This is a genomic window from Nocardioides sp. T5, from assembly GCF_048161455.1.
In the GTDB taxonomy this organism is placed as follows: domain Bacteria; phylum Actinomycetota; class Actinomycetes; order Propionibacteriales; family Nocardioidaceae; genus Nocardioides.
Map to the genome: position 1 here is coordinate 2482652 of NZ_CP182415.1, position 24634 is coordinate 2507285.

Annotated in this window: 26 protein-coding genes, 1 tRNA gene and 2 pseudogenes; 9 read left to right on the forward strand and 20 right to left on the reverse strand. The window is 69.7% G+C overall.

Translation table 11 applies throughout. From position 1 onward, the window contains the following. Positions 1 to 122: 122 nt before the first annotated feature. Positions 123 to 986, reverse strand: coding sequence for a CPBP family intramembrane glutamic endopeptidase (locus ACNKF0_RS12030; protein ID WP_416952411.1), 864 nt, complete (start codon positions 984 to 986; stop codon positions 123 to 125). A 132-nt stretch (positions 987 to 1118) separates the two neighbouring features. Here ACNKF0_RS12030 and ACNKF0_RS12035 point away from each other — a divergent pair, with 132 nt between their 5' ends. Genes ACNKF0_RS12035 through ACNKF0_RS12045 form a run of 3 tightly spaced genes read left to right on the forward strand, consistent with a single transcriptional unit; the run spans position 1119 to position 3341 of the window. Continuing rightward, positions 1119 to 2279: a sensor histidine kinase gene (locus ACNKF0_RS12035; protein ID WP_299932357.1), complete on the forward strand. Its 1161-nt coding sequence runs from the start codon at positions 1119 to 1121 to the stop codon at positions 2277 to 2279. Positions 2280 to 2283: 4 nt separating this feature from the next. Then, positions 2284 to 2934: a response regulator gene (locus ACNKF0_RS12040; protein WP_159899379.1), complete on the forward strand. Its 651-nt coding sequence runs from the start codon at positions 2284 to 2286 to the stop codon at positions 2932 to 2934. A 14-nt stretch (positions 2935 to 2948) separates the two neighbouring features. Then, the gene (locus ACNKF0_RS12045) at positions 2949 to 3341 is read left to right on the forward strand and encodes a nuclear transport factor 2 family protein (protein ID WP_246196744.1); all 393 of its coding nucleotides are present in this window, start codon (positions 2949 to 2951) and stop codon (positions 3339 to 3341) included. A 55-nt stretch (positions 3342 to 3396) separates the two neighbouring features. On the opposite strand, the gene ACNKF0_RS12050 is transcribed toward ACNKF0_RS12045, so the two are convergent. From ACNKF0_RS12050 to ACNKF0_RS12060, 3 genes and pseudogenes are all read right to left on the reverse strand, one after another. Then, a complete protein-coding gene (locus ACNKF0_RS12050) occupies positions 3397 to 3903 on the reverse strand; it encodes a hypothetical protein (protein WP_416952414.1) in 507 nt (168 codons plus the stop codon). 444 nt (positions 3904 to 4347) lie between these two features. Next, a pseudogene (locus tag ACNKF0_RS12055) lies at positions 4348 to 4566 on the reverse strand (transposase); the annotation flags it as partial. A 268-nt stretch (positions 4567 to 4834) separates the two neighbouring features. Further along, positions 4835 to 5146: a putative quinol monooxygenase gene (locus tag ACNKF0_RS12060; protein WP_114332294.1), complete on the reverse strand. Its 312-nt coding sequence runs from the start codon at positions 5144 to 5146 to the stop codon at positions 4835 to 4837. Positions 5147 to 5254: 108 nt separating this feature from the next. Here ACNKF0_RS12060 and ACNKF0_RS12065 point away from each other — a divergent pair, with 108 nt between their 5' ends. From ACNKF0_RS12065 to ACNKF0_RS12085, 5 genes are all read left to right on the forward strand, one after another. Continuing rightward, the gene (locus ACNKF0_RS12065; protein ID WP_416952417.1) at positions 5255 to 6196 is read left to right on the forward strand and encodes a GlxA family transcriptional regulator; all 942 of its coding nucleotides are present in this window, start codon (positions 5255 to 5257) and stop codon (positions 6194 to 6196) included. 177 nt (positions 6197 to 6373) lie between these two features. Continuing rightward, complete coding sequence (locus ACNKF0_RS12070) at positions 6374 to 6649, forward strand: nucleic acid/nucleotide deaminase domain-containing protein (protein ID WP_416952419.1); 276 nt, start codon at positions 6374 to 6376, stop codon at positions 6647 to 6649. After that, positions 6646 to 7215 (forward strand): SUKH-4 family immunity protein, encoded by a 570-nt coding sequence (locus ACNKF0_RS12075; protein WP_299932327.1) that lies wholly within the window; start codon positions 6646 to 6648, stop codon positions 7213 to 7215. Before ACNKF0_RS12070 ends, ACNKF0_RS12075 begins: the two co-directional genes overlap by 4 nt. A 1134-nt stretch (positions 7216 to 8349) precedes the next feature. Then, positions 8350 to 8568, forward strand: coding sequence for a helix-turn-helix transcriptional regulator (locus ACNKF0_RS12080; RefSeq protein WP_416952421.1), 219 nt, complete (start codon positions 8350 to 8352; stop codon positions 8566 to 8568). A gap of 4 nt (positions 8569 to 8572) precedes the next feature. Further along, on the forward strand, positions 8573 to 9748 hold the full coding sequence (locus ACNKF0_RS12085) for a tyrosine-type recombinase/integrase (protein ID WP_416952423.1): 1176 nt from the start codon (positions 8573 to 8575) through the stop codon (positions 9746 to 9748). A 110-nt stretch (positions 9749 to 9858) separates the two neighbouring features. Here the strand turns inward: ACNKF0_RS12085 and ACNKF0_RS12090 are convergent. Next, positions 9859 to 9932 (reverse strand) — tRNA-Pro (locus ACNKF0_RS12090). 180 nt (positions 9933 to 10112) lie between these two features. Here ACNKF0_RS12090 and ACNKF0_RS12095 point away from each other — a divergent pair. Beyond that, complete coding sequence (locus ACNKF0_RS12095; RefSeq protein ID WP_416952425.1) at positions 10113 to 10790, forward strand: M23 family metallopeptidase; 678 nt, start codon at positions 10113 to 10115, stop codon at positions 10788 to 10790. Between the two features lie 12 nt (positions 10791 to 10802). Here the strand turns inward: ACNKF0_RS12095 and der are convergent, their stop codons facing one another. The 15 genes and pseudogenes from der to ACNKF0_RS12170 all read right to left on the reverse strand — a co-directional run bounded on the left by der (position 10803) and on the right by ACNKF0_RS12170 (position 24611). Further along, positions 10803 to 12170: a ribosome biogenesis GTPase Der gene (gene der / locus ACNKF0_RS12100; RefSeq protein WP_299928169.1), complete on the reverse strand. Its 1368-nt coding sequence runs from the start codon at positions 12168 to 12170 to the stop codon at positions 10803 to 10805. Between the two features lie 6 nt (positions 12171 to 12176). Then, entirely contained in the window at positions 12177 to 12926 is a 750-nt protein-coding gene (locus ACNKF0_RS12105) for a lysophospholipid acyltransferase family protein (RefSeq protein WP_416952427.1), read from the reverse strand. Continuing rightward, a complete protein-coding gene (gene cmk, locus ACNKF0_RS12110) occupies positions 12923 to 13612 on the reverse strand; it encodes a (d)CMP kinase (RefSeq protein WP_416958496.1) in 690 nt (229 codons plus the stop codon). Before cmk ends, ACNKF0_RS12105 begins: the two co-directional genes overlap by 4 nt. Positions 13613 to 13623: 11 nt before the next feature. Further along, a complete protein-coding gene (locus ACNKF0_RS12115) occupies positions 13624 to 14343 on the reverse strand; it encodes a prephenate dehydrogenase/arogenate dehydrogenase family protein (protein WP_416952429.1) in 720 nt (239 codons plus the stop codon). Between the two features lie 103 nt (positions 14344 to 14446). Further along, a pseudogene (locus ACNKF0_RS12120) lies at positions 14447 to 14719 on the reverse strand (3-hydroxyacyl-CoA dehydrogenase NAD-binding domain-containing protein); the annotation flags it as partial. After that, positions 14712 to 15089 (reverse strand): chorismate mutase, encoded by a 378-nt coding sequence (aroH, locus tag ACNKF0_RS12125; RefSeq protein ID WP_416952431.1) that lies wholly within the window; start codon positions 15087 to 15089, stop codon positions 14712 to 14714. The pseudogene ACNKF0_RS12120 and the gene aroH, both read right to left, overlap by 8 nt. Positions 15090 to 15114: 25 nt before the next feature. Then, positions 15115 to 15918 carry a pseudouridine synthase gene (locus ACNKF0_RS12130; RefSeq protein ID WP_299928154.1) on the reverse strand — a complete coding sequence of 268 codons (804 nt, stop codon included), beginning with the start codon at positions 15916 to 15918 and terminating at the stop codon, positions 15115 to 15117. A gap of 67 nt (positions 15919 to 15985) precedes the next feature. Next, complete coding sequence (gene scpB, locus ACNKF0_RS12135; protein WP_416952433.1) at positions 15986 to 16735, reverse strand: SMC-Scp complex subunit ScpB; 750 nt, start codon at positions 16733 to 16735, stop codon at positions 15986 to 15988. Next, complete coding sequence (locus ACNKF0_RS12140; RefSeq protein ID WP_416952435.1) at positions 16732 to 17637, reverse strand: segregation and condensation protein A; 906 nt, start codon at positions 17635 to 17637, stop codon at positions 16732 to 16734. The genes scpB and ACNKF0_RS12140 overlap by 4 nt, the downstream gene beginning before the upstream one ends. Beyond that, complete coding sequence (locus ACNKF0_RS12145; protein WP_416952437.1) at positions 17634 to 18005, reverse strand: hypothetical protein; 372 nt, start codon at positions 18003 to 18005, stop codon at positions 17634 to 17636. The genes ACNKF0_RS12140 and ACNKF0_RS12145 overlap by 4 nt, the downstream gene beginning before the upstream one ends. Next, positions 17990 to 18805: a ParA family protein gene (locus ACNKF0_RS12150; protein WP_416958498.1), complete on the reverse strand. Its 816-nt coding sequence runs from the start codon at positions 18803 to 18805 to the stop codon at positions 17990 to 17992. The genes ACNKF0_RS12145 and ACNKF0_RS12150 overlap by 16 nt, the downstream gene beginning before the upstream one ends. 382 nt (positions 18806 to 19187) lie before the next feature. After that, a complete protein-coding gene (locus ACNKF0_RS12155) occupies positions 19188 to 21785 on the reverse strand; it encodes a DEAD/DEAH box helicase (protein ID WP_416952439.1) in 2598 nt (865 codons plus the stop codon). A 64-nt stretch (positions 21786 to 21849) separates the two neighbouring features. After that, on the reverse strand, positions 21850 to 22782 hold the full coding sequence (gene xerD / locus ACNKF0_RS12160; protein WP_416952441.1) for a site-specific tyrosine recombinase XerD: 933 nt from the start codon (positions 22780 to 22782) through the stop codon (positions 21850 to 21852). Further along, positions 22779 to 23894, reverse strand: a complete 1116-nt coding sequence (gene ald / locus ACNKF0_RS12165) for an alanine dehydrogenase (protein WP_416952443.1) — start codon at positions 23892 to 23894, stop codon at positions 22779 to 22781. Before ald ends, xerD begins: the two co-directional genes overlap by 4 nt. A 63-nt stretch (positions 23895 to 23957) precedes the next feature. Further along, positions 23958 to 24611, reverse strand: coding sequence for an NUDIX domain-containing protein (locus ACNKF0_RS12170; protein ID WP_416952445.1), 654 nt, complete (start codon positions 24609 to 24611; stop codon positions 23958 to 23960). Positions 24612 to 24634: the final 23 nt, after the last annotated feature.

Consider the following 24634-nt stretch of genomic DNA (forward strand, 5'->3'; position numbering starts at 1 on the left):
CTCAAGTAGGACCGAGTTCGGCGCCGGTGCACCGAGGGTGAATGTTGACCTGGTTGTCGACGTCCTCGCCCGCTGGCACGAAGCAGCCGGACCCGGCCGTGGCTAGGTGCACGGATGACCGCTCAACCCAGCACCAGGAGCAGCGTCAGTGCCCCCAGCACGACGGTCTGCACGCTGTGTACGCAGATGCCGATGAGTGCGCTCCGGTAGCGACTGGCGGGATAAGAGACGAGGAACATGTCGAGGAGGCTTGCTGGGATGGCCCACGGGACGTGGAGGTGGTAGACGGCGAAGAGGACGCCGTTGGCACACCAGTCCCCACGGCCGAACGCTCCTCGCATGCGAGGCAGCAGCAGGCCGCGAAACAGGAGCTCTTCCCCAAGGACGGTGTTGAGGATCATCATGGTGAGGATCAACGCGAACCAGGGCCAGTTTCCCGCCATGAAGTCCTGGCCGGCGCTGGACTGGAGGAACGTGCCGAGGTCGCGGTGGTCCGGTGATGGCAGGCTCGGCAGCTCCTCGGTGGCCGCCACCAGCAGGACCAGTGGGACGAGAAGCCACCAGAGCCGACCACCGCTGCGGCCACTGCGGGGGCTACGCGGGGACCGCAGCCACAAGGCCTCTTTGGCGACCGACCAGCGCAGCGTCCCCTGCTCATGGCGCAGGGCGCCCATGACGAGGATGAACTGCCAGACCAGGCCGGCGGTGAGACAGACCAGGATCGCGCGGGGCCAGGCGCTCGGCCCCTCGAGTGCGTCGGCCAGGAGGGGACCCCCCACCCAGGCGAGCGCCGCCATCGGCAGGGCTGCCGCTGCCCACGTGCCGAGAATACGACGGCGCGAGTACTGCGGGACCGATGGCAGGGCACCCGCGCGAGCAGGGTCTGGCGTGACTGTGGCACGAGGTACCGGTCTCGTCGTTCCGAATGCGGGGGTTGCGAGCCCTCTCCCATCGTCGCGGGTCGTCGTCTCCTGAGGCAGGTCCATGCCGGCGACGCTAGGAGCGAAACAGGGTCCGGTGCGTCCTCCGAAGGCCGTCTCCTCGCTACGACCACCTGAGGACCCGGCGTCCTACCAACGTAGGACGCTGGACGCCGGCGACGGCGATACGTTGGCCGGGTGCACCGACTGCGGGTCTTCCTCCTTGAGCACGGGTTGGATGCAATCATCGTCTGCCTGGCCGCCGCGGCGGCCCTGACCATCGTGACGCACACCGGCTCGACCGGCACCGACGACGTCGGCGTCGTCTTCCACGCGGTCGCCGTGGTCGTCATGAGTCTGGCCCTGACGCTTCGCCGTCGAGCGCCCTTCGCGATCCCGGCGGGTACGTGGCTGTCGAGCGCCACCTTGTCCATAGTCGACGGCTCGTTGATCGCGGGGCAGGCCCCGCTCTCCATCGTGGGGATGATCGCCGCGGTGCTCCTGGGTGATCTGAAGGACCATCGGCAGGCCCGTGCGGGGCTTGCCGTGGTGGTGGCGTCAGCAGCGACCGTGGCCTACCAGGACCCAACCCACACGGCGGGCGATCTGTTCTTCATCCCAGGACTCTTCGCTGCCGGGTGGCTGGTGGGGTTCACCCTCCACGCCCGCACGGAGCAGGCCGAGGCCGCAGAGGAGCGTGCGGCCAGAGCAGAGTGGCAACGTCGCAACGAGGGAAGGGTGGCGGTCGCAGAGGAACGGGCCCGGATCGCTCGCGAGCTGCACGACATCGTCGCCCACGCAGTGAGCGTGATGGTCCTGCAGGTGGGGGCACTGAGACACCGGCTGCCGGTTGAGGACGTGACGAGTCGGGAGACTCTGCGCAACGTGGAAGAGGCCGGCCGCGACGCCCTGACCGAGATGCGCAGGCTGCTGGAGGCGATGCGCCGCGACGGCGACCCCCTGGACCTGGCCCCCCAGCCCGGCCTCGGCGGGATCGCTGCGCTCCTGGACACCGTGCGCGCTGCGGGGATCGACACCGATCTTCACGTCCATGGCGAAGCCGTCGACCTTCCCCCCGGGCTAGCACTCTCGGCCTACCGCATTACCCAGGAAGGCCTGACCAACGTCATCAAACACGCCCACACCCACCGTGCCGAGGTCCACCTGCGCTACTGCACCGATGGCCTCGAACTGGAGGTCCGCGACGACGGCGGCGGACCGACCACGACAGACAGCCTCGGTCACGGTCTGGTCGGAATCCGTGAACGGGTCGCGCTCTACGGGGGAAGCATGACCGCGGGCCCCACGGAGACCGGCGGCTTCGCCCTGCGCGCACGACTCCCGCTGGGCCCGGGCTGACGGCGTGAGCATCAAGACGTTGATCGTCGACGATCAGGGGATGGTCCGCGCGGGTCTGCGCATGTTGCTCGACGTGGAGCCGGACATCGAGGTCGTAGCCGAGGCGGGCAACGGCATCGAAGCAGTCGCACGTGCCGCCCGCCACCGACCCGACGTCATCCTCATGGACATACGCATGCCCGAGCTGGACGGCCTCGAGGCGACTCGCCGGATCTTCGCCGCAGACGAGGACGCCAAGGTCCTCATCCTGACGACGTTCAACCACGATGACCTTGTGTACGAAGCACTGCGTGCCGGCGCCAGTGGTTTCGTCCTCAAAGACGATCCTCCCGAGCAACTCATCGCTGCGGTGCGCACAATCGCGGCCGGAGCCGCGTTGCTGTCGCCCTCGGTGACCCGCAGCCTCATCGCTCACTTCACGAAGGAGCGTCGAGAGCCACGACCCGTCACGCTCGACACCCTCACCGCCCGGGAGCTAGACGTCTTTCGACTCATCGCCCTCGGCTTGTCCAATGCCGAGATCGGGCGCGAGCTCTTCATCAGCGACACCACCGTCAAGACGCACGTGACCCGGCTCCTGCGCAAGCTCCAGGTCAGGGATCGCGCGCAAGCGATCGTGTTGGCCTACCACCACCACCTCTTCGATACTCGATGACAGGGAAGGACCCCATGGACCTCGTGGACGCTGAGCGCCACCTCCAAGCAGCCCAGCGCCGGGGAGACCTCGACGCACTTGATGCCCTCCTGCACCCGCGTGTCGTCGGCGCCGGCCCCGACGGCGCGCTCTTCACCAAGACCGACGACCTCATCGCCTACCTGTCCGGGTCGCTCCGGATCCTCCAGCTTGAGGAGGAGGCGGTCACCGTCCGTGACGATGGCAAGACCGGTGTGACTGATCTCGTCGCCACCGTGGTAGCGATCCACGACGGCTCGGAGACTGCAGCGCGGCTGCGCTACACGCGACTGTGGGTCCAAGAGGAAGGCCGGTGGCGCGTCATCGCCGCGACGTTCGCCCCCCACGCCGCGGGGCCGGGTGCGGGTCCGGACATCGTCGTTGTGTAAGGACCTCGGTCCGGACAGCCCCCCGTTGCCGAATGTCATCAGGCGCAGTGCTTACTCATGCCTCCCGCGGAGAGAGTGCGGACGCCCAGGTGTTCGCCGTGTCGATTCGAGTCGCCACCAAACGCTGGCCGGGGCTGGTGCCAACGACTCGACCAACCCCGCCCGCCAACGGCGACTCGAGCGGCTCGGTCACATCGAACGCTCGCAGCTCTACGTGGCCACTGGCGTCTCCGCGAGGGTCGAACCTGATCTTGTAGGTCTCCGATGAAGCTGCCTCGTACGGCAATTCAACGACGCTCGACCACTCCTCCGCTTGAGCAACAATTGCCCCGCTCGAGTCGAGTAGCTCAACGGCCGTGTTGACACCGCCGAAGTCAGGGTCCTCGGGGTCGTGGTAGTAGTCGGTCCCAGAATGTGTCGATGTCGTGATGAAGACCTTCTGCCCGGCTGAAAGCTCAAGGCCGAGGAGAGCGTTCTCGCCCGGGGCGAGGGCATGCTTCCATGAGCTAGGACTGTCGGACGCCACGATCGTTTCGTGCACCGTGGCCGCGGCAGGCGACACTTGCACGATGGAAGCGCCGGAGCCCGACGTGAGCTCGACGGCGTACTCCCCGGCCTCGGGCAGAAGGATGGGTTCGACGAAGGCCTCGCCCCAGTCCTGACTCTCGCCCAGAACTACGTCACTCGGAGAGATTAAGCGAACGAACCCCTATCCAGGAGTAGCCGTCAGCGGCGCGCGCGCTGAGTGCGACACGTTCGCCCTCGTTCGCAGCAAAGGTCGCCATGACCGGCTGTGCCGCTCCGTCTTCACCGACGGTGACGGGTTCACCCCCGATGAATAGCTCAGCTGAAGGGGTGTTCGCCGCCGCAGCCACTCCAGCTGATGACGACGTACCCACCACCGCCAGCTGAGTCAACACCACAAGGGCTGCAGCCCACATCGACATAACGACACGACCAACTTGCACGTGCGACTCCCCCGAGACGTTTGCCGGCCCTTCCCAGTTCAGGATGGTTCGGGTCTGATCGAGGGACGGCGTCGGTAGGGACGTGAGCCGTCGGCGGCGAGCAGGATCCGGATCCGGTAGTTGGTGAAGTTGCGGAAGCCGTGGGCCAGGCGGCGGGTCTTCTCGATGACGCCGTTGAGCGCCTCGGTCGGCCCGTCGCTGGTGCCGGGTCCTTCGAAGTAGGCGAGCACATCAGCGGCTCGCTTCTTCAGGGTCCGACAGGTGGCTCCGGCGAACCGCCCTGACCTGCGGAAACGCAGGGCAGGGGCGGTTCGGTTCTGGTGGTCGCGCGATGCGCTGACCTCGTGGCTCTGCCCGACACCGACGTCGCTCTCCTCTGCGACGGACCCCTCGCCGGCTGATCGCTCGCGGCCGGCATCCTGTCCGTGTGCCGATAGGCCTCACACCGCTCGGCAACGCAGCGTGGCGTTGCGTCGCGACCTGGCGACGGCTCGGCGGGCCGCGATGATCTCGTGCGTTGGCGGACTACGGGAGCTTGGACGCGAGGACGTCGGCCGCCAGGATCTCGGGTGCTGCGCCGAGGAGGTGCTGGTTGGCCGTCAGGGCTGCGACGATGGCGCCGTTGGCGTGGGCGTCGCGAGCGGCCTCGTCGGGGAATGCATCGAAGATCCAGAAGGTGTCGGCGTGGGTCCTGACCGCGAACCAGACAATCGTTCCTACTTCTTCGTTGGCGAGTGCGACAGCGCCGGCGAGCAGATCGGCGAGCGCGTCGTGCTGTCCATCGGCCGCGACGATCTTGGCGACGAAGGCATACGGAAGTGATGCGGGTGTGGACATGAGGGGTTCTCCTTGAAGTCGGGGTTCTTCGTGGGGGCAAGTTCAGCGTATGACGAGCGAGGGCCGATGGGGAGTGGCGTATACGACAGTATTGCTATTGTTCGCGCCATGCGTATCGGGCTGATCGCGATCGACGGCTGCTTCGGTTCCGCTGTCGCGTCGGTCATCGACATCGTGCGGGTGGCCGACGGGGCCCGCGGCGATGTCGACCCGCGGATCGACCCGATCGAACTCGCCATCCTCGGACCGAAACGGCGAGTGACCACGACGGCATCGATTACCCTGTCGGTTGACCACCCGCTGTCGGAGTCCGCAGAGTTCGACGTGGTCGTCGTCCCTGCGCTCGGAACCCTCACGGCCGCCGCTACCAACGACGCCCTCCAGAGCCGAGATGCTCGTTCGGTCATCGCCTCGCTCGGGCGCCTCGACGACGCGACCACCCGGATCGCCGCGGCGTGCACCGGCGTGTTCGCTGTCGCCGAGACCGGACGGATGCACCATCGGCGCGCGACGACCAGCTGGTTCCTGGGGCCGGAGTTCCTGAAGCGCTATCCGACCGTCGCCCTCGATCTCGACACCATGGTCGTGGTCGACGGGAACCTCGTCACCGCCGGCGCCGCCTTCGCCCACATCGACCTCGCGCTCTCACTCGTGCGATCGATCAGCCCCGACCTGGCCCAACATGTCGCCAAGCTCCTCATCATCGACGAGCGTCCGTCGCAGGCGGCCTTCGTCGCCTACGAGCATCTCCGGCACGAGGACCCGATCGTCGTCGAGTTCGAACGCTTCGTGCGCGCCCGCCTGGACGAACCGTTCAACGTCGCCTTCGTCGCGCAGTCGCTCGGCACCAGCCGGCGCACCCTCGAACGACGAGTCCGTGCGGCGCTCAACCTCACTCCGCTCGGGTTCGTCCAACGGCTTCGCATCGAACGAGCTCGGCACCTCTCAGCAACCACGGACCTCACCTCCGCCGAGATCGCGCTACGGGTCGGCTACGCGAACGCCGAGACTCTGCGCTCCCTCCTGCGTAGGGAGCGACGCCGTTCCTGACCTATCGCCATGCCTGCAGCCGGCGTCCTAGTGCTCGACTGGAACCACCTCTCAGCACGTCGCATCCACGCTCCTGCGTCGCCCCTGGACGACCCACTCGACACGCCCGCAGGGCATCGCGGCAGTAGGCCGTGACGTGGGCACGCCGCTCGTGAACCGGACGGGCGCCGGGTCCGGATGACCCCCGCCGGTCGACTGCTCGCCGACCTCGACGGCACCACCTCGATCATGGGGTGCAAGAATGACGGGACCATGCACGCCGAGGAGATCATCGTGGCCGAAACCGCCGGCGCGGAGCGCCTCCTTGAGATTTTCTCGGGCCGCAGCCCATGCCACGATATCTGCAAGCCGCTGCTGAATCGCTATGCGCCGGGCGCGCAGATCACCTATGCGGTGAAATACAGGCCAAATTTCCGGCGCGAGCCGCAGAATATTCTCGACGGGTCCAAATGACCGAATTCTTCGCCCGTATCGAAAAGGAACTGGACGGGCTGGCCGGTGCCAGCCTGTCCCGCTTGCTCAAGCGCAAATACGATACAACCACCGTCAAGGCGAACTGGCTGGCGGTACTGGAAGATTACCCCAAGTCCAATTTCCACTTTCCGCGCTTTCCCGATCAATGTGTCGAGGTGACCTGGCAGGGCGGCCGCTATCTGGCGTTTGGCACCTCGGGTGAGGGCGTTCTGGCCGAGGCCGCCGATGGCACGATCCGGCTGCTGAACCCAGTGGAGGAACTCTTCGACGAGGAAAGCGTCTTCGTGAACAGCAACTCGGATGCCTTTGTCCGCTGTTACTGCCTGTTCATGGCGGCGGTGTTCACGGCCAAGGGCTATCCGGGCGATCTGATACAGCACATGCCGGCGATCACCGACCCGCTGCGCGATCAGTTGACCGATGCCGACCCGCCGGCGATGGCCGAGCCCGCCTTCTGGTCGCAACTGCACTATATGCTGGACGACCTCATCTTTCCGCTGGCGGTGCCGATCCTCGATTACCTCGAGACCGGGCGTATGGGTTGATCCTTTGCCAGGCCACCGTGTCGACGTGGATCCGCCCGACCAACCTGCCCAACTGGACCACGCACGTCCAAATCGGCAAGGACACCTCGGACTTCCTGCTGCTGCAGTAGGGAATACGCCGCCGAGCTCGTTGTGCACGGCAGAAATGTTTTGCAGTTTGTACTCCACGGATCCACTCGAACGGTCGATTTTCTGGAGCGGTCCTGCCGGAAGGCCGTTTTGCTGAACGGTGTGCCGTCAAGTTCAAGGCGCAGCATCTCGAAGTAGGTGTCGATCGTCAGGTCGACCTCGCGCTTCTCCCAAGCCGCACCAGCCATCGCATTCCGCCTCCTGGTTGGCTCAAGGTACTAGCCAAGGGACACGAGCCGTAAGCAATTCGCTAGGGCCGCTTTGGCGGCCCCGCATCCGATTACGCGGCGTGAGCGGAGCGTATCGGCGCATCATTCGTCCGAGGCGCCATGGTCGAATTGAGTTCATTGGTCTAGACCAGTAGCCATCGCTGTGCGCGGCTCGGTTGACATTCATCCGCGCCGGTGCATTGGCGCCAATCCACCGACACTGTTAGGCGCGACATCAACAACTCTGCACCTGGTAGACCTCACCCCGATGGGCGGCGTCGCTCGGCCCGAGGTCGGCTCGGTCGCGGCGCGATGGAGGTGAAGTCGGTTTTCCGCACCTGGCATCATTCGGCGTCCCGCATGCCGAACCTGCTACGGCGCTCGCACAGGTCAGGAAGTGCGTCGCCCCCGATGCGTCCCGCAATGCGTCCCGCAAGACCCGTCCGGTGAAACGACCCGCGTGGGTACCTCGTGCGGACACGAGATCGTTTCGAGTTTCCACTCCCCCGCCGTTCAAGACGACCAGTAGAGCTCGCGACGCGCGCCGGGAATTGAACCGGAAGCCTCTGGCTATCAGCGCAAAACACAGCAAGCGCGATACCAAGCTGACAAGCGAGGTCACTTTGCAGCCGACGGGCTCCACGAGGTCACTCAGATCGGCCCATTTGCGACGTGTGGTCCGGCGATCGCTCCACAGCGTCGATCCGGGGTCAGTTCTCCACAGTTTGCGCGGTGAGGGCTGCACACCTTCAGCTACGAGGGCAAACCTGTCCGCGTGATCACGAAGGAGCACACGATGAGTACCACCGTCGACACCGGCCACGAGAGCACGATCTTCACCATCGACGAGGCTGCCGCCTACCTCGCGATTCCGAAGGCGACGCTGTACACCTGGCGAACCCGCCGGGTGGGTTTCGGACCGCGCGCCGTGAAGATGGGCGGTTGCCTGCGCTACCGCCGCGCGGATCTCGACGCGTGGATCGTCGAGCATCTCGAGCCCGCAGCAGGCGAGTAGCGCCATGGCCAGGCCACCACTCCCCCTCGGCACGTGGGGGACCATTACAACCGAGAAGGTCCGTGACGGCAGTTACCGCGCACTGACGCGGTTCCGTGATCACGACGGCAACACTCGTCGCGTCACTGCGACTGGCCCGAGCAAGGCGGCCGCGGAGCGAGCGCTTCGCGACGTCCTGGGCACGCGCACCGCGCCGGCGGGTGAGCTCATCACCGCGGAGACCCGGCTGATCGATCTGGCCAACCTGTGGATCACTGGTCTTGAGGCTGAAGGACGGATCGAGCAGACCACCATCAACGAGTACCGCCGGGTGCTGGACAACCTGGTGCTGCCCAGTGTTGGCGGGCTGAAGCTCCGCGAGGCCACCACGGGGCGCTTGGACCGGCTCCTGCTGAGGTTGCGCGATCAGAGCGTGAATCGGCAACGCAAGGCCAAGGTAGTCCTCGGCGCCATGCTCGACCTCGCGGTCAGACACGACGCAATCCCGACGAACCCGGCCCGCGGGACAACCCGGGTTCACCGACCCAAGCAGGAGACCAAGGCCCTGCGGATCGAGGACTTGATCGAGATCCGTGCAGCCGTACGTCGGTGGGTCAACGCGGAACGGCCCGGACCCAGGGCCACCGGTGACATGGCCGACATCATCGACCTGATGCTCGCGACCGGCTGCCGCATTGGCGAGATCCTCGCCTTGCGCTGGAGCGATCTGGATCTCGACGCTGATCTGCCCACCCTCACGGTGTCGGGCACGATCAAGACTGAGACCGGGAAGGGCACGTATCGGAAGGCCACCCCGAAGACCGACACCAGCCGGCGAACCGTGGTGCTCCCCCGGTTCGCAACCGAGCTGCTCCGGGTGCGCCGGGAGTTTGCGACTCCCAACGAGAACGACGCCGTCTTCGCGACCCGCAACGGCACGTGGCACCAGGTCGTCAACGTCGAGCGCCGGTGGCGGCAGATCCGCAAGGACTCCGGTTACGAATGGGTCACCCCGCACACGTTCCGCAAGACGGTGGCGACACTGATCTCCGAGGCAGCGACGTCCGAGCTCGCCTCACGTCAGCTCGGCCACTCCTCGAGCCAGGTCACCCGAGACCACTACATCGCCAAGCCACCGGTTTCGGCCGACCTATCCGAGATCCTCGAACGGCTGGCTGAGAGCGACGACGCCGACTCGTGATTCGTAGGCCGCGAATCGTTTACGACTAGTAAACGACCATTCTCAGGATCCACGTCAGAACCCAAATCGCCTCTGACCTGCGTTTCCGCAGGTCAGAGGCGAGTTCTCGGTCGGGCTGACAGGATTTGAACCTGCGACCCCTTGACCCCCAGTCAAGTGCGCTACCAAGCTGCGCCACAGCCCGAGTGCCTCCGGCGCAAGGCCTGCGAAGCGAGGGGAACACTACCGCAGCCCCTCCGCCGTCACGGAATCGGCCCGCCGCGGGCGCCCAGCCGTAGTCCGAGTGGGCCATTTGTCGCGAAACCCCGTGAGCGACGTCGGCTGTCGCCCGACCATTGGACCCTCGACCCGTGGGGGGTTCCTGATGCCAGCACTGCCGCGTGCACGCCTGCTGGTCGCCGCGACCGCGGCGGCTGTCGGGCTGGGTCTCGCCACGCCCGCGCACGCAGCGCCGGAGACGATCGTGCGCGAGGAGGCTCGCACCGCCGAGGTGGTCGCCGAGGCGATGGCGTTGGCCGAGCAGCTCGCCGAGCGGCAGCAGACCCTCGCCGTGCTCAACCGTCGCGCGGACGCCCGCGACCGTGCGCTCATCGGCTACCGCGCGGTCCTGTCCCGCTACGGCTACGACGGTGATCCCGACACGGCCCGTGCCGTCCTGCCGCTGGCGTCGTACGACCTCTCCGCCGGGTTCGGGCTGACCGGACCGCTGTGGGAGGCCGAGCACGGCGGCCAGGACTTCAGCGCGTACGCCGGTGAGCCGCTGGTCGCGGTCGCCGACGGTGTCGTCACCGAGGTGGCGGACGCCGGTCCCTACGGCCTGCGCACGATCCTCACGCTCTCCGACGGCACCGAGGTCTGGTACTGCCACCAGACCGACGCGACCGTGGTCGTCGGCCAGGAGGTCGCCATCGCGGACGTCATCGGGAGCGTGGGCTCCACGGGCAACTCGACCGGTCCGCACCTCCACCTCGAGGTGCGCCCGGCCGCCGGGGACCCCGTGGACCCGATGGACTGGATGCGGGCCCAGGGCCTCGATCCGTGAGCCGAGCCCGGGTCAGCGCTTGCGCTTCTCCCGCGGCTTCTGCTGGATGATGATGGGCGTGCCGACGAAGCCGAACTCCTCGCGCAGGCGCCGCTCGATGAACCGCTCGTAGGCGGCGTCCAGCTTGCCGCTGGTGAACAGCACGAACGTCGGCGGGGCCACGGACGGCTGGGTCGCGAAGAGGATCTTGGGCTGCTTGCCGCTGCGCACGGGGTGCGGGTGCTCGGCGACCAGGCGCCCCAGGAACGTGTTCAGCGCGCCGGTGCCGATGCGGGTCTCCCAGCCCTCGAGCGCCTTATCGATCGCCGGGACGAGGCGGTCGACGTGCCAGCCGGTGCGCGCGGTGAAGTTGATGCGCGGAGCCCACTTGAGCTGGACGAGGTCGCGCTCGATCTCGCGCTCGAGGTAGTAGCGGCGCTCCTCGTCGACGAGGTCCCACTTGTTGAAGGCGATGACCATGGCGCGGCCCGCGTCGCGGATCGTCTGGATGATGCGCATGTCCTGCTCGGAGACGGTCTCGCTGGCGTCGAGCACCAGCACCGCCACCTCGGCGCGGTCGATCGCGGTCGTGGTGCGCAGCGAGGCGTAGTACTCGTGGCCGGACGCCTGGTTGACGCGCTTGCGGATGCCCGCGGTGTCGATGAAGCGCCAGGTGCGGTCGCCCAGCGTGATCAGCTCGTCGACCGGGTCGACGGTGGTGCCGGCGGCGTTGTCGACGACGACACGGTCCTCCTTGGCCAGCATGTTGAGCAGCGAGGACTTGCCGACGTTGGGCTTGCCGACGATCGCGATGCGGCGCGGACCACCGACCTCCTCGAAGGACTCCTCCGGCGTCTCAGGGAGGGCGGCGAGGATCGCGTCGAGCATGTCGCCGGACCCGCGGCCGTGGAGGGCCGAGACCGCGAAGGGCTCGCCCAGGCCGAGGTTCCACAGGCCATAGGCCTCGGCCTCGGTGCGCTGGTCGTCGACCTTGTTGGCGGCCAGCACGACGGGCTTGCCCGACTTGCGCAGGATGCGCACGACGGCCTCGTCGGAGTCGGTGATGCCGACCGTCGCGTCGACGACGAACAGCACGGCGTCGGCCAGCGACACCGCCACCTCCGCCTGGCCGGCGATGCGCTCGGCGAGCCCACGGGCGTCGGGGTCCCAGCCACCGGTGTCGACGACGGTAAAGGCGCGGCCGTTCCAGTTGGCGTCGTAGGAGACGCGGTCGCGGGTCACGCCCGGGCGGTCCTCCACGACGGCCTCGCGGCGCCCGATGATCCGGTTGACGAGGGTGGACTTGCCCACGTTGGGTCGCCCGACCACGGCCAGGACCGGGGTGGGCCCGGTCGGCTCGTCGGTGGACGCGGCGTCGACGCCGGCGTCGTACTCAGTCATGGGTGATCACAGCTCTCTGGATGGCTCGACGAGCCCGGTGTCGGGATCGTCCTCGGATTGTCCCGCAGGAAGCGGCCCGGGCGAGGATCGGCGCGTGTCGGCGAGCGCGGTGGCCAGCTCGGACAGCAGGTGCCCCCGGAGCAACACCGACGTGGCCGCCACGTGTTCCCGGGTGCGGGGCCAGGCCTGCTGTGTCGTTCGCCACGGCGTCCCGAACACGATGTCGACGCTGTCCCCGCGGGCGGGCAGCGCGTTGCGTCCTCCCCCGGCCGGCCGGGTGCCGAGCATCGTGACGGGCACGACGGGGGCGCCCGTGACGAGCGCGAGGTAGGCGGCGCCGTGGTGGAAGCGGTGCAGCTCACCCGAACCGCGAGTGCCCTCGGGGAAGATGCCGGCCACTCCCCCGTCGCGGACGACCCGCAGGCACGAGCGGATCGCGCCCGGGTCGGCGTGGAAGCGGTCCAGCGGGATCTGCCCCGAAGCGCGCAGGAACCGACCGAGCCGTCCCGCGAACATCTCCTGCTTGGTCAGCGCGTGCACCGGGCGCGGCGAGAACACCGCGAGCAGGGGGCCGTCGATGATGCCGATGTGGTTGCTCGCGAGGATGACGCCACCCGTCGCCGGAACGCGGTCGGCGTGGTGCACCGTGACCGGCCAGCGCGCCCGGACCAGGCGCGACGCCGGCGGACGCAGCAGGCGCAGCAGCCGGGTCGCGGGGTGCTCGTCGGCGCTGGCAGGCAGGTCCGCCCGGGTCACGCTCGGTCTGCCCCGGTGGCCAACGCGACGATCTCGTCGATCACCTCGGCGAGGGTGAGGTGCGTGCTGTCGACGTGGACGGCGCCCTCGGCCATGGTCAGCGGGGCCGTGGCCCGTCCGGAGTCGATGCGGTCGCGCTCGAGGAGGGACTGCTGGGTGCTGGCGACGTCGGTGCCGCCCTGCTCGGCCGTACGGCGCTGCGCGCGGGCGTCGGGGTCGGCGCTGAGGTAGACCTTCACCTCGGCCTGCGGCCACACGACGGACCCGATGTCGCGGCCCTCGACGACGATGCCGCCGGCGCCGATGACCGTCCGCTGCAGGTCGAGCAGGCGTGCCCGCACCTCGGGCACCGCGCTGACCGGGCTGACCGCGGCGTTGACCTCGTCGCTGCGGATCGCCACCGAGACGTCGGTGCCGTCGACGGTGATGGTCGGGGCCAGCGGGTCGGTGCCGGACTCGATGGCGGGACGACCAGCGGCCGCCGCGACCGCGGCCTCGTCGCGTACGTCGATGCCCTCGCGCAGCAGCCACCACGTCATCGCCCGGAACATCGCCCCGGTGTCGAGGTAGCGCAGGCCCAGCCGGTCGGCCACGCCGCGCGACGTGCTCGACTTGCCCGAGCCCGACGTGCCGTCGACGGCGATGACGAGGGACCCGGACCGGGAGGTGCTGTCGACGGTGCTCACGGGCGAGAAGGTTACCGGTGGGTCGTCCACCCACGGGATTCGAGAGCCGCGAGCAGCTGCTCCGCGCTGCCGCGCTCGACCACGAGCTCGGTGAGGCCCACCGGGCGTCCCGGGTCGTGGTCGATGTGGACGTCCTCGATGTTGACGCCGATCTCCCCGGCGTCGCCGAAGAGGCGGGCGAGCTCGCCGGGGTGGTCGGGCACCGCCACGAAGACCGAGCGCGTGGGACGTGCCGGACCGCCGTGCTTGCCCGGGATCGCCGCGGTGCCCGCGTTGCCGCGGGTCAGGATCTCCACGAGGTCCGGGCCGGAGTCGGAGGCGACCGCGGTCATGAGGGCGTCGAGGTCGGCGCGGACCTCCGCCAGGAGGTCGAGCACCGCCTCGGAGTTGGCCTCGAGGATCTGCTGCCACAGCGCCGGGTCGCTCGCGGCCACGCGCGTGACGTCGCGGACGCCCTGGCCGGACAGTGCGAGGTGCTCGGCGGGTGCAGCGGCCAGTCGCCCGGCGACGAGCACCGCGGCGAGGTGGGGCAGGTGGGAGATGCGGGCGACCGCCTGGTCGTGCTCGGCCGGCTCCATGACGATCGGCGCGGCCCCGCACTCCAGCACGAGGGCCTCCACGAGGCGTACGGCGTCGGGGCGCGCGTCCGGGTGCGGCGTGACGGCCCAGGGCCTGCCGTCGAAGAGCGCGGCGCTGGCGGCGAGGGGGCCGGAGCGCTCGCTGCCGGCCATCGGGTGCGAGCCGACGTAGCGGGCCAGGTCGTCGGCGCCCGCGGGCCGCGACCTCCTCGAGGGGAGCGGACTTCACGCTGCCGACGTCGGTCACCACCGCCGACGTGCGCGCCAGGGCGTCGACGATCGCGTCGCCGACCGCAGCGGGCGGCACGGCCACCACGACCAGCTGCGGCCGGTCGCCGGGCCTGGCCGCGCGGCCGGCGCCGAGGCCGTGCGCGGTGCGGACGTTCTCCTGCGAGGTGTCGCGCAGGACGACCTCGACGCCGAGGCGGCTGCACACCAGGGCGATCGACGTGCCGATCAGCCCGGCGCCGACGACCTCCACGGGCCCGGTCAGGGCCGGCAGGGCCACCTCGGACCGGGGGTCAGTCATGGCTGGTGGTGCGGGACAGGTCACGGCGCAGGTTGGCCGCCCCGTGGAGGTAGACGTGGGTGATCTCAGCGCGGGGCAGGTCGGTCTCGACGTGCGCCATCAGCCGGACCACCCGCGGCATCGATCCCTCGATCTCCAGCTCACGCGCGCAGACCAGCGGGACGTCGGAGAAGCCGAGCTGCCGCGCGGCGTAGGCCGGGAACTCGCTGGTGAGGTCGCTGGTCGCGGTGAAGATGATCGAGATGAAGTCGTCGACCTCGAGGTGGTTGGCCTCCATCACGTCGGTCACGAGCTCCGCCACCCGGTCCAGCATGTGCTCGCGGGTGTCCTCCTCGAGCTGGGTCGCCCCACGCACTGCTCTCACTGCCACGCGAGGAGCCTAGCCGCGCCGCGGCTCAGAGCTGCGCGCTGTCCATCAGCTCACCCAGCTCGGCGACCGTGAGCTCGCGCATCTCGCCGGACCGCAGCCGGGCCAGGCCGACGGGCCCGATCTGCGTCCGGGTGAGCCGGCGCACGGGGTGCCCGACGTGGGCGAGCAGGCGCCGCACGATGCGGTTGCGGCCCTCGTGGATGGTGAGCTCGACGATCGAGCGGTTGCTGCCCTCGCGCCGTGGGTCGCCGCCGACCACCCGGGCCTGCGTGACCGTGACCGGGCCGTCCTCGAGGGTGACGCCGGCGAGCAGCTCGCGGATCGTGCGCACGTGCACCTCGCCGTCCACCTCGGCGACGTAGGTCTTGTCGACCTCGTGCGAGGGGTGGGCGAGGCGCTGGGCGAAGTCGCCGTCGTTGGTGAGGATGATCAGGCCCTCAGTGTCGGTGTCGAGCCGGCCGACGTGGAAGAGCCGCTCGGGCCGGTCGGCGACGAGGTCGCCGAGGGTGCGTCGCCCCTCGGGGTCCGACATCGTCGAGACGACCCCGCGAGGCTTGTTGAGCACGAGGTAGACCTTGTCGCTGATCGGTGGCAGCCGCTTGCCCTCGACCCGGATCACCGCGGTGCGGGGGTCGACCTTGGTGCCGAGCCTGGTGACGACCTCCCCGTCCACCTCGACGAGCCCGTCGAGCATCAGCTCCTCGCACTTGCGGCGGCTGGCGACACCGGACTGGGCGAGCAGCTTCTGCAGCCTGATCAGGCCGTCCTCGTCGGTGTCCGGGCGGTGGGAGGCGGGCTGGTCGTTGTCGGGTGCGTCGTGCGGCTTCATCGAGTCCTCATAAGCTTCTCGGGGTCCCCGCGGAAGCGCGAGCGAAGCGAGTGGTTTCGTGGGGTGTTCATGAGATCTCGGTCCCGCCGTCGGGCTCGGTGCCCGCGCCGGAGTGGGGCGACGGGTGGTGCACGGGCGCGGGCGGGACGGGAGTGGCGGGGCTGGAATCGGGGCTGGAGTCGGGGGCGGGTTCCGGGGTGGCTTCGGCAGCAGGCTCGGGCGGGGCGTCCAGCCCGGCGACGCTGGCCAGCTCGTCCTCGAGGTCGTCCATGTCGGGCAGGTAGGGCGCGAGCTCGGGCAGCTCGTCGAGCGAGGTGACGCCGATGCGCTCGAGGAAGTAGGTGGTGGTGCGGTAGAGGTTGGCGCCGCTCTGCTCGTCCTGGCCCGCCTCCTCGACCAGCCCGCGGGTGAGGAGGGTGCGCATCACGCCGTCGACGTTGACCCCGCGGATCGCCGACACGCGAGCGCGCGAGATGGGCTGCTTGTAGGCGACGACCGACAGGGTCTCGAGCGCGGCCTGCGTGAGCCGCGCCTGTTGTCCCTCGAGCACGAACGACTCGACCACCCCGGCGAGCTCCGGGCGCGAGTAGAAGCGCCAGCCTCCGGCCACCGACCGCAGGTCGAAGCCGCGGCCCTGCTCGGTGTACTCGCTCGCCAGCGCCTCCAGCGCAGCCTCGACGTCCTCGACCGGGTGCCCCACCACGGAGGCCAGGCGTACGGTGCCGAGCGGCTCGTCGGAGACCATCAGGATCGCCTCGAGCGCGGGGCGCAGCTCGGCGACCGCCACGTCCAGGGTGCTGTCGGGCTGCTCGCTCACTGGTCCTCCTCGGGCTCGTCGGGTGCTGTCGAGGCCATGGGTGCATCATCGTCGCCCGGCGGGGCTCCGTCGAACTCGTCGTGGATGTCCACCTCGCCGTCCTCCGCGCCGGTCCAGCGCACGGTCAGCTCGCCCAGTGGTGTCACCTGGTCGAAGGACACCGCACCCTCACGGAACAGCTCGAGCAGGGACAGGAAGCGAGCGACCGTGGTGAGCCGGTCCGGCGAGTCGCCGCACAGCGCACGGAAGGTCATCGTGCCGCTGCGTCGCAGCCGGTCCACGACGAGCTGGGCCTGCTCGCGCACGCTCACCTTCGCGGCGTGGATGTGGTGCAGCGACACCTCGAGGACCGGCTTGGGCTCCATGGCCCTGGCCGCGAGGCGGGCGAACTCGTCGAGCCCGATCCCGATCAGCACGTCGGGCAGCAGCGTCGCGAACCGCTCCTCCAGGCCCACCGCGCGCGGGTGCCGGCGCGACTCCGAGGCCAGCCGCTCCTCCAGGACCGAGGCCACCTGCTTGAACGCGCGGTACTGCATGAGCCGCGCGAAGAGCAGGTCGCGTGCCTCGAGCAGGGCGAGGTCCTCCTCGTCCTCCACGTCGCCCTGGGGCAGCAGGCGGGCCGCCTTGAGGTCCAGCAGCGTCGCGGCCACCACCAGGAAGGACGTGGTCTGCTCGAGGTCCCAGGCGTCACCCAGGTTCTTCACGTGGGCGATGAACTCGTCGGTGACCTGGGAGAGCGCGACCTCGGTGATGTCGAGCTTGTGCTTGGCGATGAGACCGAGCAGCAGGTCGAACGGGCCCTCGAAGTTGTCCAGGCGTACGGCGAACGCCGGGGCCTCGCTGCCCGGCTCGAGCGTGCCGCCGAGCGAGGGGTCCGGGGCAGCGGGGCGGCCGGTGCTCACTCGTCGAGCAGCCGCTGCACCAGCGCGCTGTCGGCGCCCCGGGCCTCGAGGTCGGCGAGCACGAGCGCCAGCGCCTCCCGGACCAGGCGACCCCGGTCCACGGCGAGACCGTGCTCGCGCCGCATCGTCAGGCGGGCGTGCTCGATGTCGAGCAGCTCGTCGGAGGTGACGTAGACGGTCATCTTCTCGTCGTGCCGCACCCGGCCGCTGGGCTTGCGCGGGCCAGCCGGCTCGCCCTGGTCCTGGTTGGTGTCGGCCACGGCTCGCACCCGTCGCGGGCGCTGCTCCGGTGCGGGATCCGCGGCGGCGGTGTCGGAGGTCGGTCGGAACAGGTCGTCCGCCGCCGGCATGCTCACTCGGCGGGCCACCGGGTCACCACCTCCTTGGCGAGCTGGCGGTAGGCGTCGGCGCCGGTCGAGGAGGAGGCGTACGACGTGATCGGCTCTCCAGCGACGGTGGCGTCGGAGAACTTCACGGTGCGGCGGATGACCGTGTGGAAGACCTTGTCGCCCCACGCCGAGACCAGGCGCTCCATCACCTCGCGGCTGTGCAGCGTGCGGCCGTCGAACATGGTGCCCAGGACGCCGTCGATCTCGAGCTTCGGGTTGAGCCGCTCGCGGACCTTGTCGATCGTCGTCTTGAGCAGGGCCACGCCCCGCAGCGCGAAGTACTCGCACTCCAGCGGCACGATGACGCCGTCGGAGGCGGTGAGGGCGTTCACGGTCAGCAGGCCCAGCGAGGGCTGGCAGTCGATGAGGATGATGTCGTAGTGCTCGAGGGCCGGGGCGAGCACGCGCTGGAGCGTCTGCTCGCGGGCCACCTCGTGCACGAGCTGCACCTCGGCTGCGGAGAGGTCGATGTTGGAGGGCAGCAGGTCCATGCCCTCGATGCCGGAGGGGACCACGACCTCGTCGAGGGTGGTCTCGCGGTCCATCAGCAGGTTGTAGATGGTCAGGTCCATCTCGTGCGGGTTGAGACCGAGGCCCACCGACAGCGAGCCCTGCGGGTCGAAGTCGACCAGCAGCACCTTGCGCCCGAACTCGGCGAGCGAGGCGCCGAGGTTGATGGTCGTGGTGGTCTTGCCGACCCCGCCCTTCTGGTTGCACATAGAGATCACACGAGCGCCGCCGTGCTCGGTGAGCGGCCGCGGGTCGGGGAACACGGGCATCGGGCGACCCGTCGGACCCAGGGGCCGCTCCTCCTCCAGGGTCGTCGTGGCACGCGTCTCGATCGGGCGCTCGAAGGGGATGGGCTGGGTCACGGTCTGCTCGTCTCGCGGGGTCGGGCCGGGCTGGGAGGTCTGCTGCGGGTGCGGCGGTCGCACGAGGGGCGGCATCTGCGGGGCACTGCTGCCCGTGTCGTGACCGGGGAATCCGCTCATGTCTTGCTCCTCATCGCATCTGACGTGCATCGGCCTGGAACCCGATTGGACCATGCCGAGCGCCGCCAACTTTGTCGACACGTCGACAGTCTGCGCACCAGTTGCGGAAGCCGCGCGCGGACTCTACGTGCCCGCTTGCCGGTCCTCACAGCCGGTCTCACAGCCGGTCTCACAGCCGCCGCATCGCCACCGTCGCCAGCACCAGCTCGCCGGCGGAGTCGGTGGCGTCGCAGTCCACCACCGCCTCGATGACCCAGTCGTGGTGGTCCTCGGGGTCGTGGATCGTCTGGCGTACGTCGCGCAGGCGGGCCGTGGTGCCCTCCTCGGCGCCGACCGGCTCGCCGGTGCGCTCCTCCCCCACGACGAGCAGGTCGGGTCCGCGGGCGTCGCCGTCGGTCAGGACGCGGTCGTGCTCGGCGTAGTAGTCCTCGATCGCCGCGTCCCACACCGACCGGCCGACGACGACCTGTCGAGGTGGGTCGGTCCGGTCCGCTGCCGCCCGCTCGAGGCGGACCAGCCCGTCGAGGTCGTCGCGGGAGACGGCGTCGACGCGGGCCCACATCGCGTTGCGCAGCATCACCCCGAACGGACGCTCCTGCTTCGAGAGCGGACGCGGCGGGGGCGGTGGCTCGTGGTGCGCCACGGCGGACGACGCGTGGTCGGGGTCCGACAGCGCCTCCCACTCGTCGAGGAGCGAGGAGTCGGTCTGACGCACGGTCTCCCCCAGCCACTCGATGACGTCTTCGACCTCGGGGGCGCGGTGCGCCTCCGGCACGGTCTGGCGCAGCGTGCGGTAGGCGTCGGTGAGGTAGCGCAGCACCAGCCCCTCGGACCGGGTGAGCTGGTAGCGGCCGACGAAGTCGGTGAACCCCATCCCCTGCTCCCACATCTCGCGCACCACCGACTTGGGGCCGAGCGCGTCGTCGGGGAGCCAGGGGTGCGTCTGCCGGTAGGTCTCGTAGAGGGCCTCCAGGAGCTCGCGCAGCGGCTGCGGCCAGGTGATCTCCTCCAGCAGCGCCATCCGCTCGTCGTACTCGAGGCCGTCGGCCTTCATCTCACCGATCGCCTCGCCCCGCGCGGCGTGCTGCTGGGCCATGAGGATCTGCCGCGGTGCCTCGAGGACGGCCTCCACGACGGAGATCACGTCCAGCCCGTAGGTCTCGGACTCGGGGTCGAGCACGTCGAACGCGGCGAGTGCGAAGTGGGCGAGCGGCTGGTTGAGGGCGAAGTCGTCGGGCACGTCCACGCTGAGCGCGTAGCGTCGGCCGAAGTCGTCGAGCTCCGGCAGGCGGGTCACGATCCCGGTGCGCACCAGCGAGCGCGACAGCCGCAGGGCACGCCGCGCGAGGCGAAGCTGCCCTCGACGCTCCTCGTGGTTGTCGGTGAGGAGTCGACGCATGACCGCGAAGGCGTCCTCCTCCCGGGACACCACGTTGATCAGCATCGCGTTGTCGACCTTCATCCGGCTCGTCAGCCGCTCCGGCACGCCGGCCACCAGCTTGTCGAAGGTCTGCTCGGTCCACACGACCGTGCCCTCCGGGGCCTTCTTGAGCTGTGCCTTCGACTTCTTCTTGCCGGCCGCCACCCGGGCAGCGGACTTGGCCTTCGCCTGCTCGTTCTCGATCACGTGCTCCGGGGCCTGTACGACGACGTAGCCGGCCGTGTCGTAGCCCGCGCGGCCGGCCCGGCCGGCGATCTGCTGGAACTCCCGGGTCCGGAGCACCCGCTGCCGGGTGCCGTCGAACTTGGCCAGCCCGGTGAACAGCACCGTCCGGATCGGCACGTTGATGCCGACCCCCAGGGTGTCGGTGCCGCAGATGACGCGCAGCAGACCGGCCTGCGCGAGCGTCTCGACGAGCCGGCGGTACTTCGGCAGCATGCCGGCGTGGTGGACGCCGATGCCGTTGCGCACCAGGCGCGACAGCGTCTTGCCGAAGCCCGCACCGAAGCGGAAGGCGCCGATCCTCTCGGCGATCGCGTCCTTGTCGACCTTGGCGGGTGGGCGGCGCAGCAGGTTGGTGGCGTGCTCGACCGCGGCGGCCTGGGTGAAGTGGACGACGTACACCGGGTCCTGGCCGGTGGTGACGAGCTCCTCGAGGGTGTCGTCGAGCGGCTCCATCGACCAGCGGAAGCTCAGCGGCACCGGGCGCTCGGCGTCGTCGACGACGGCGGTGTCACGGCCGGTGCGTCGCTTCAGGTCCTCCACGAAGAACGACACGTCGCCCAGCGTCGCCGACATCAGGAGGAACTGGGCGTCGACCAGCTCGAGCAGCGGCACCTGCCAGGCCCACCCGCGGTCGTGCTCGGAGTAGAAGTGGAACTCGTCCATCACGACCAGCCCGACGTCTGCCGAGCGCCCCTCGCGGAGCGCGATGTTGGCCAGCACCTCGGCCGTGCAGCAGATGATCGGGGCGTCCGGGTTGACCGCGGCGTCGCCGGTCAGCATCCCGACGTTGTCGGCGCCGAAGACCTCGATGAGGGCGAAGAACTTCTCGCTGACGAGCGCCTTGATCGGGGCGGTGTAGAAGCTGACCTGGTCGCGGGCGAGGGCCGCGACGTGGGCGCCGATCGCGACCAGCGACTTGCCCGACCCGGTCGGCGTCGCGAGGACGACGTGGTTGCCGCCAAGCAGCTCGATGACGGCCTCGTCCTGGTGCGGGTAGAGGTCCAGGCCCTGGTCGGCCACCCAGCCGGTGAAGGCGTCGTAGACCGCGTCCGGGTCGGCGCCCGTCGGGACCCGGGTGTCGAGGCGCACAGGATCCGGCATGGGTCGATCCAACCATCAGGCGGCTGCGCACCGGCAGGCGGCGCGCACCCGGCTCACTCCCGGCTCACTCCCGGGCCCGCGGGTGGGCGGTGGCGAAGACCTCGCGCAGGTTGTCGACCGTGACGAGCGTGTAGACCTGCGTGGTGGTGACGGACGCGTGGCCGAGCAGCTCCTGGACCACGCGCACGTCGGCGCCCCCGTCGAGCAGGTGGGTGGCGAACGAGTGCCGCAGCGTGTGCGGCGACACCGACGCCGTCACGCCGGCCCGCTCGGCGGCCTTCACCAGCACTGCCCACGCGCTCTGCCGCGACAGCCGGCCGCCACGGGAGTTGAGGAACATCGCGGGACCACCCGTGCCGGCCCCGACGAGCTCGGGCCGCGCGCGGGTGAGGTACGCCGCCACGGCGTCGCGGGCGTAGCCGCCGACCGGGACCAGCCGCTCCTTGCCGCCCTTGCCGCGCAGCAGCACCGTGCCGTCGACCTGGTCGAGGTCGTCGACGTCGAGCCCGACGGCCTCGGAGATGCGCGCGCCGGTGCCGTAGAGCAGCTCGAGCAGGGCCCGGTCGCGCAGGGCGAGGACGGTGTCGGGAGCGCCCGCAGCCTCGAGGATCGCCTCGACGTCGGACAGCGGCAACGCCTTGGGCAGCCGCTTCGCGGGGGTCGGCGGCTTGACGGCCGCCGCCGGGTCCGCCGCCGCCAGCCCGTCGGCGACCGCGAACTTGTGGAAGCCGCGCACCGCCACCACGGTCCGCGCCGCCGACGTCGCGCTCAGCGGCGGGTGGGCCTCGCTCCCCTCACGCAGGCTGACCAGGAACGCGGCCACCGTCGCCTCGGTGACCGCGTCCAGGTCGTCGATGCCCTGCCCGGTCAGGAACTCGTCGTAGCGGGCCAGGTCACGCCGGTAGGAGCTGAGCGTGTTGGTCGCCAGTCCACGCTCGACCGCCAGGTGGTCGAGGTAGGTGCGGACCGCGCGGTCCAGCCTCGCCCCGGAGCTCACCCGAGGACGGTGTCGAGGTCCACCGACTCGATGCCGACGGCCTCGCCGACGGGCGCGTTGGTGAGCTGCCCCGCGTGGGTGTTGAGGCCGAGGGCCAGGCTCCGGTCGTCGCGCAGTGCCTGCTGCCAGCCCTTGTCGGCGAGCGCCACGGCGTAGGGCAGCGTCGCGTTGGTGAGGGCATACGTCGAGGTGTTGGGCACCGCGCCGGGCATGTTGGCCACGCAGTAGAAGGTCGAGTCGTGCACCGCGTAGGTCGGGTCGTCGTGGGTCGTGGCGTGCGAGTCCTCGAAGCAGCCGCCCTGGTCGATCGCGATGTCGACGAGCACCGAGCCCGGCTTCATCCGCGAGACCAGGTCGTTGCTCACCAGCTTGGGCGCCGCGGCGCCGGGGATCAGCACGGCGCCGATGACCATGTCGGCCTCCATCACCTGCTGCTCGATGGCGAGCTTGGACGACGCCAGGCCGTGGACGCGGTTGTTGTAGCGCCAGAACGACATCCGCAGCTTGTCGAGGTCGGTGTCGAGCAGCGTCACGTCGGCGCCCATGCCGAGCGCGATGTTGGCGGCGTTCTGGCCCGAGACGCCGGCGCCGATGATGACGACCTTGGCGTTGGCCACCCCGCCGACACCACCCATGAGGACGCCGCGTCCGCCGTTGGCCTTGAGCAGCGCGTGGGCGCCGACCTGCGGGGCCAGGCAGCCCGCGACCTCCGACATCGGGTAGAGCAGCGGCAGGCCGCCCGAGGGCAGCTGGACCGTCTCGTAGGCGATACCGGTGACCTTGCGCTTCATCAGCTCCTCGGTGAGGGGCTTGTCGGCAGCGAGGTGGAGGTAGGTGAAGAGGGTCTGGCCCTCGCGCATCCGCGCGTACTCCTCGGCGACGGGCTCCTTGACCTTGAGGACCATCTCGGCCTCGCCCCACACGTCGTCGGCCGTGTCGAGCATCGTGGCACCCGCGGCGACGTACTCCTCGTCGGGGATCTGCGATCCCTCGCCGGCGCTCTTCTGCACCACGACGTCGTGGCCGTGCTGGACGAGCTCGTGCACGCCGATCGGGGTCAGGGCCACCCGGTACTCGCGGTTCTTGACTTCCTTGGGTACGCCGACCTTCATGCCTTGCTCCTCAAGTGTTCCGAGGGGCCACCACGGTGTGGCTCGCCTCACAGCGAGGGCAGACTACTCCCCGGACCCCTCTGGGACGTCCAGGGTCCCCCGGCGCTTCAGCACGTCGTACGCCAGCACCGCCTGCGCCAGCGGACCCTGCCGCACCCGGCCCTCCAGGACCGCGTCGAGGAGGTCGGCCATCGGCACCCAGAAGCGCTCCATCTCGGCCTCCTCGTGCTCCATCTCGAAGTCCCCTCGCGGTGCGTGGGTCAACCCGCGGGCCAGGAAGATCTCGTGCACCTCGTCGGTGATCCCCGCGCTCGAGTAGGTGCTCAACAGCAGCCGCCAGTGCGCGGCGTCGAGCTCGACCTCCTCGCGCAGCTCCCGCTTCGCCGTCTCCACCGGCGGCTCGTCACCCGCGTCGCGCAGGCCGGCGGGGAGCTCGACGAACTCGTGCCCGCTGGTGTGGCGGTACTGCCGCAGGCACATCACGCGCTCGTCGTCGTCCACCGCCAGGACGATCACGGCCCCCGGGTGCTCCAGGCTGAGCCGGCTGAACTCCTCGGGGTGCCCGGGTCGGGTGATCCGGTCCTCGCGCAGCGCCACCACCCAGTCGTCGCGGTGCAGGTCGTGGCTTGACACCACCGGCCACGTCATCGGCCGGTCGGCGAGCTCGTGCGGTCGATCGGTCCCGGTCGCATCGGTCGCATCGGTCGCATCGCTCATGCCGCCGACGCTAGTGGACGGCG

Bases quoted from the DNA above. Each gene is read 5' to 3' on its own strand.
- ACNKF0_RS12030 (WP_416952411.1), bottom strand. From the start codon at position 986: ATGGACCTGCCTCAGGAGACGACGACCCGCGACGATGGGAGAGGGCTC.
- ACNKF0_RS12045 (WP_246196744.1), top strand. From the start codon at position 2,949: ATGGACCTCGTGGACGCTGAGCGCCACCTCCAAGCAGCCCAGCGCCGG.
- ACNKF0_RS12060 (WP_114332294.1), bottom strand. From the start codon at position 5,146: ATGTCCACACCCGCATCACTTCCGTATGCCTTCGTCGCCAAGATCGTC.
- ACNKF0_RS12065 (WP_416952417.1), top strand. From the start codon at position 5,255: ATGCGTATCGGGCTGATCGCGATCGACGGCTGCTTCGGTTCCGCTGTC.
- ACNKF0_RS12070 (WP_416952419.1), top strand. From the start codon at position 6,374: ATGACCCCCGCCGGTCGACTGCTCGCCGACCTCGACGGCACCACCTCG.
- ACNKF0_RS12075 (WP_299932327.1), top strand. From the start codon at position 6,646: ATGACCGAATTCTTCGCCCGTATCGAAAAGGAACTGGACGGGCTGGCC.
- ACNKF0_RS12080 (WP_416952421.1), top strand. From the start codon at position 8,350: ATGAGTACCACCGTCGACACCGGCCACGAGAGCACGATCTTCACCATC.
- ACNKF0_RS12085 (WP_416952423.1), top strand. From the start codon at position 8,573: ATGGCCAGGCCACCACTCCCCCTCGGCACGTGGGGGACCATTACAACC.
- ACNKF0_RS12095 (WP_416952425.1), top strand. From the start codon at position 10,113: ATGCCAGCACTGCCGCGTGCACGCCTGCTGGTCGCCGCGACCGCGGCG.
- der (WP_299928169.1), bottom strand. From the start codon at position 12,170: ATGACTGAGTACGACGCCGGCGTCGACGCCGCGTCCACCGACGAGCCG.
- ACNKF0_RS12115 (WP_416952429.1), bottom strand. From the start codon at position 14,343: ATGGCCGGCAGCGAGCGCTCCGGCCCCCTCGCCGCCAGCGCCGCGCTC.
- ACNKF0_RS12130 (WP_299928154.1), bottom strand. From the start codon at position 15,918: ATGAAGCCGCACGACGCACCCGACAACGACCAGCCCGCCTCCCACCGC.
- ACNKF0_RS12150 (WP_416958498.1), bottom strand. From the start codon at position 18,805: ATGCCCGTGTTCCCCGACCCGCGGCCGCTCACCGAGCACGGCGGCGCT.
- ACNKF0_RS12155 (WP_416952439.1), bottom strand. From the start codon at position 21,785: ATGCCGGATCCTGTGCGCCTCGACACCCGGGTCCCGACGGGCGCCGAC.
- ald (WP_416952443.1), bottom strand. From the start codon at position 23,894: ATGAAGGTCGGCGTACCCAAGGAAGTCAAGAACCGCGAGTACCGGGTG.
- ACNKF0_RS12170 (WP_416952445.1), bottom strand. From the start codon at position 24,611: ATGAGCGATGCGACCGATGCGACCGATGCGACCGGGACCGATCGACCG.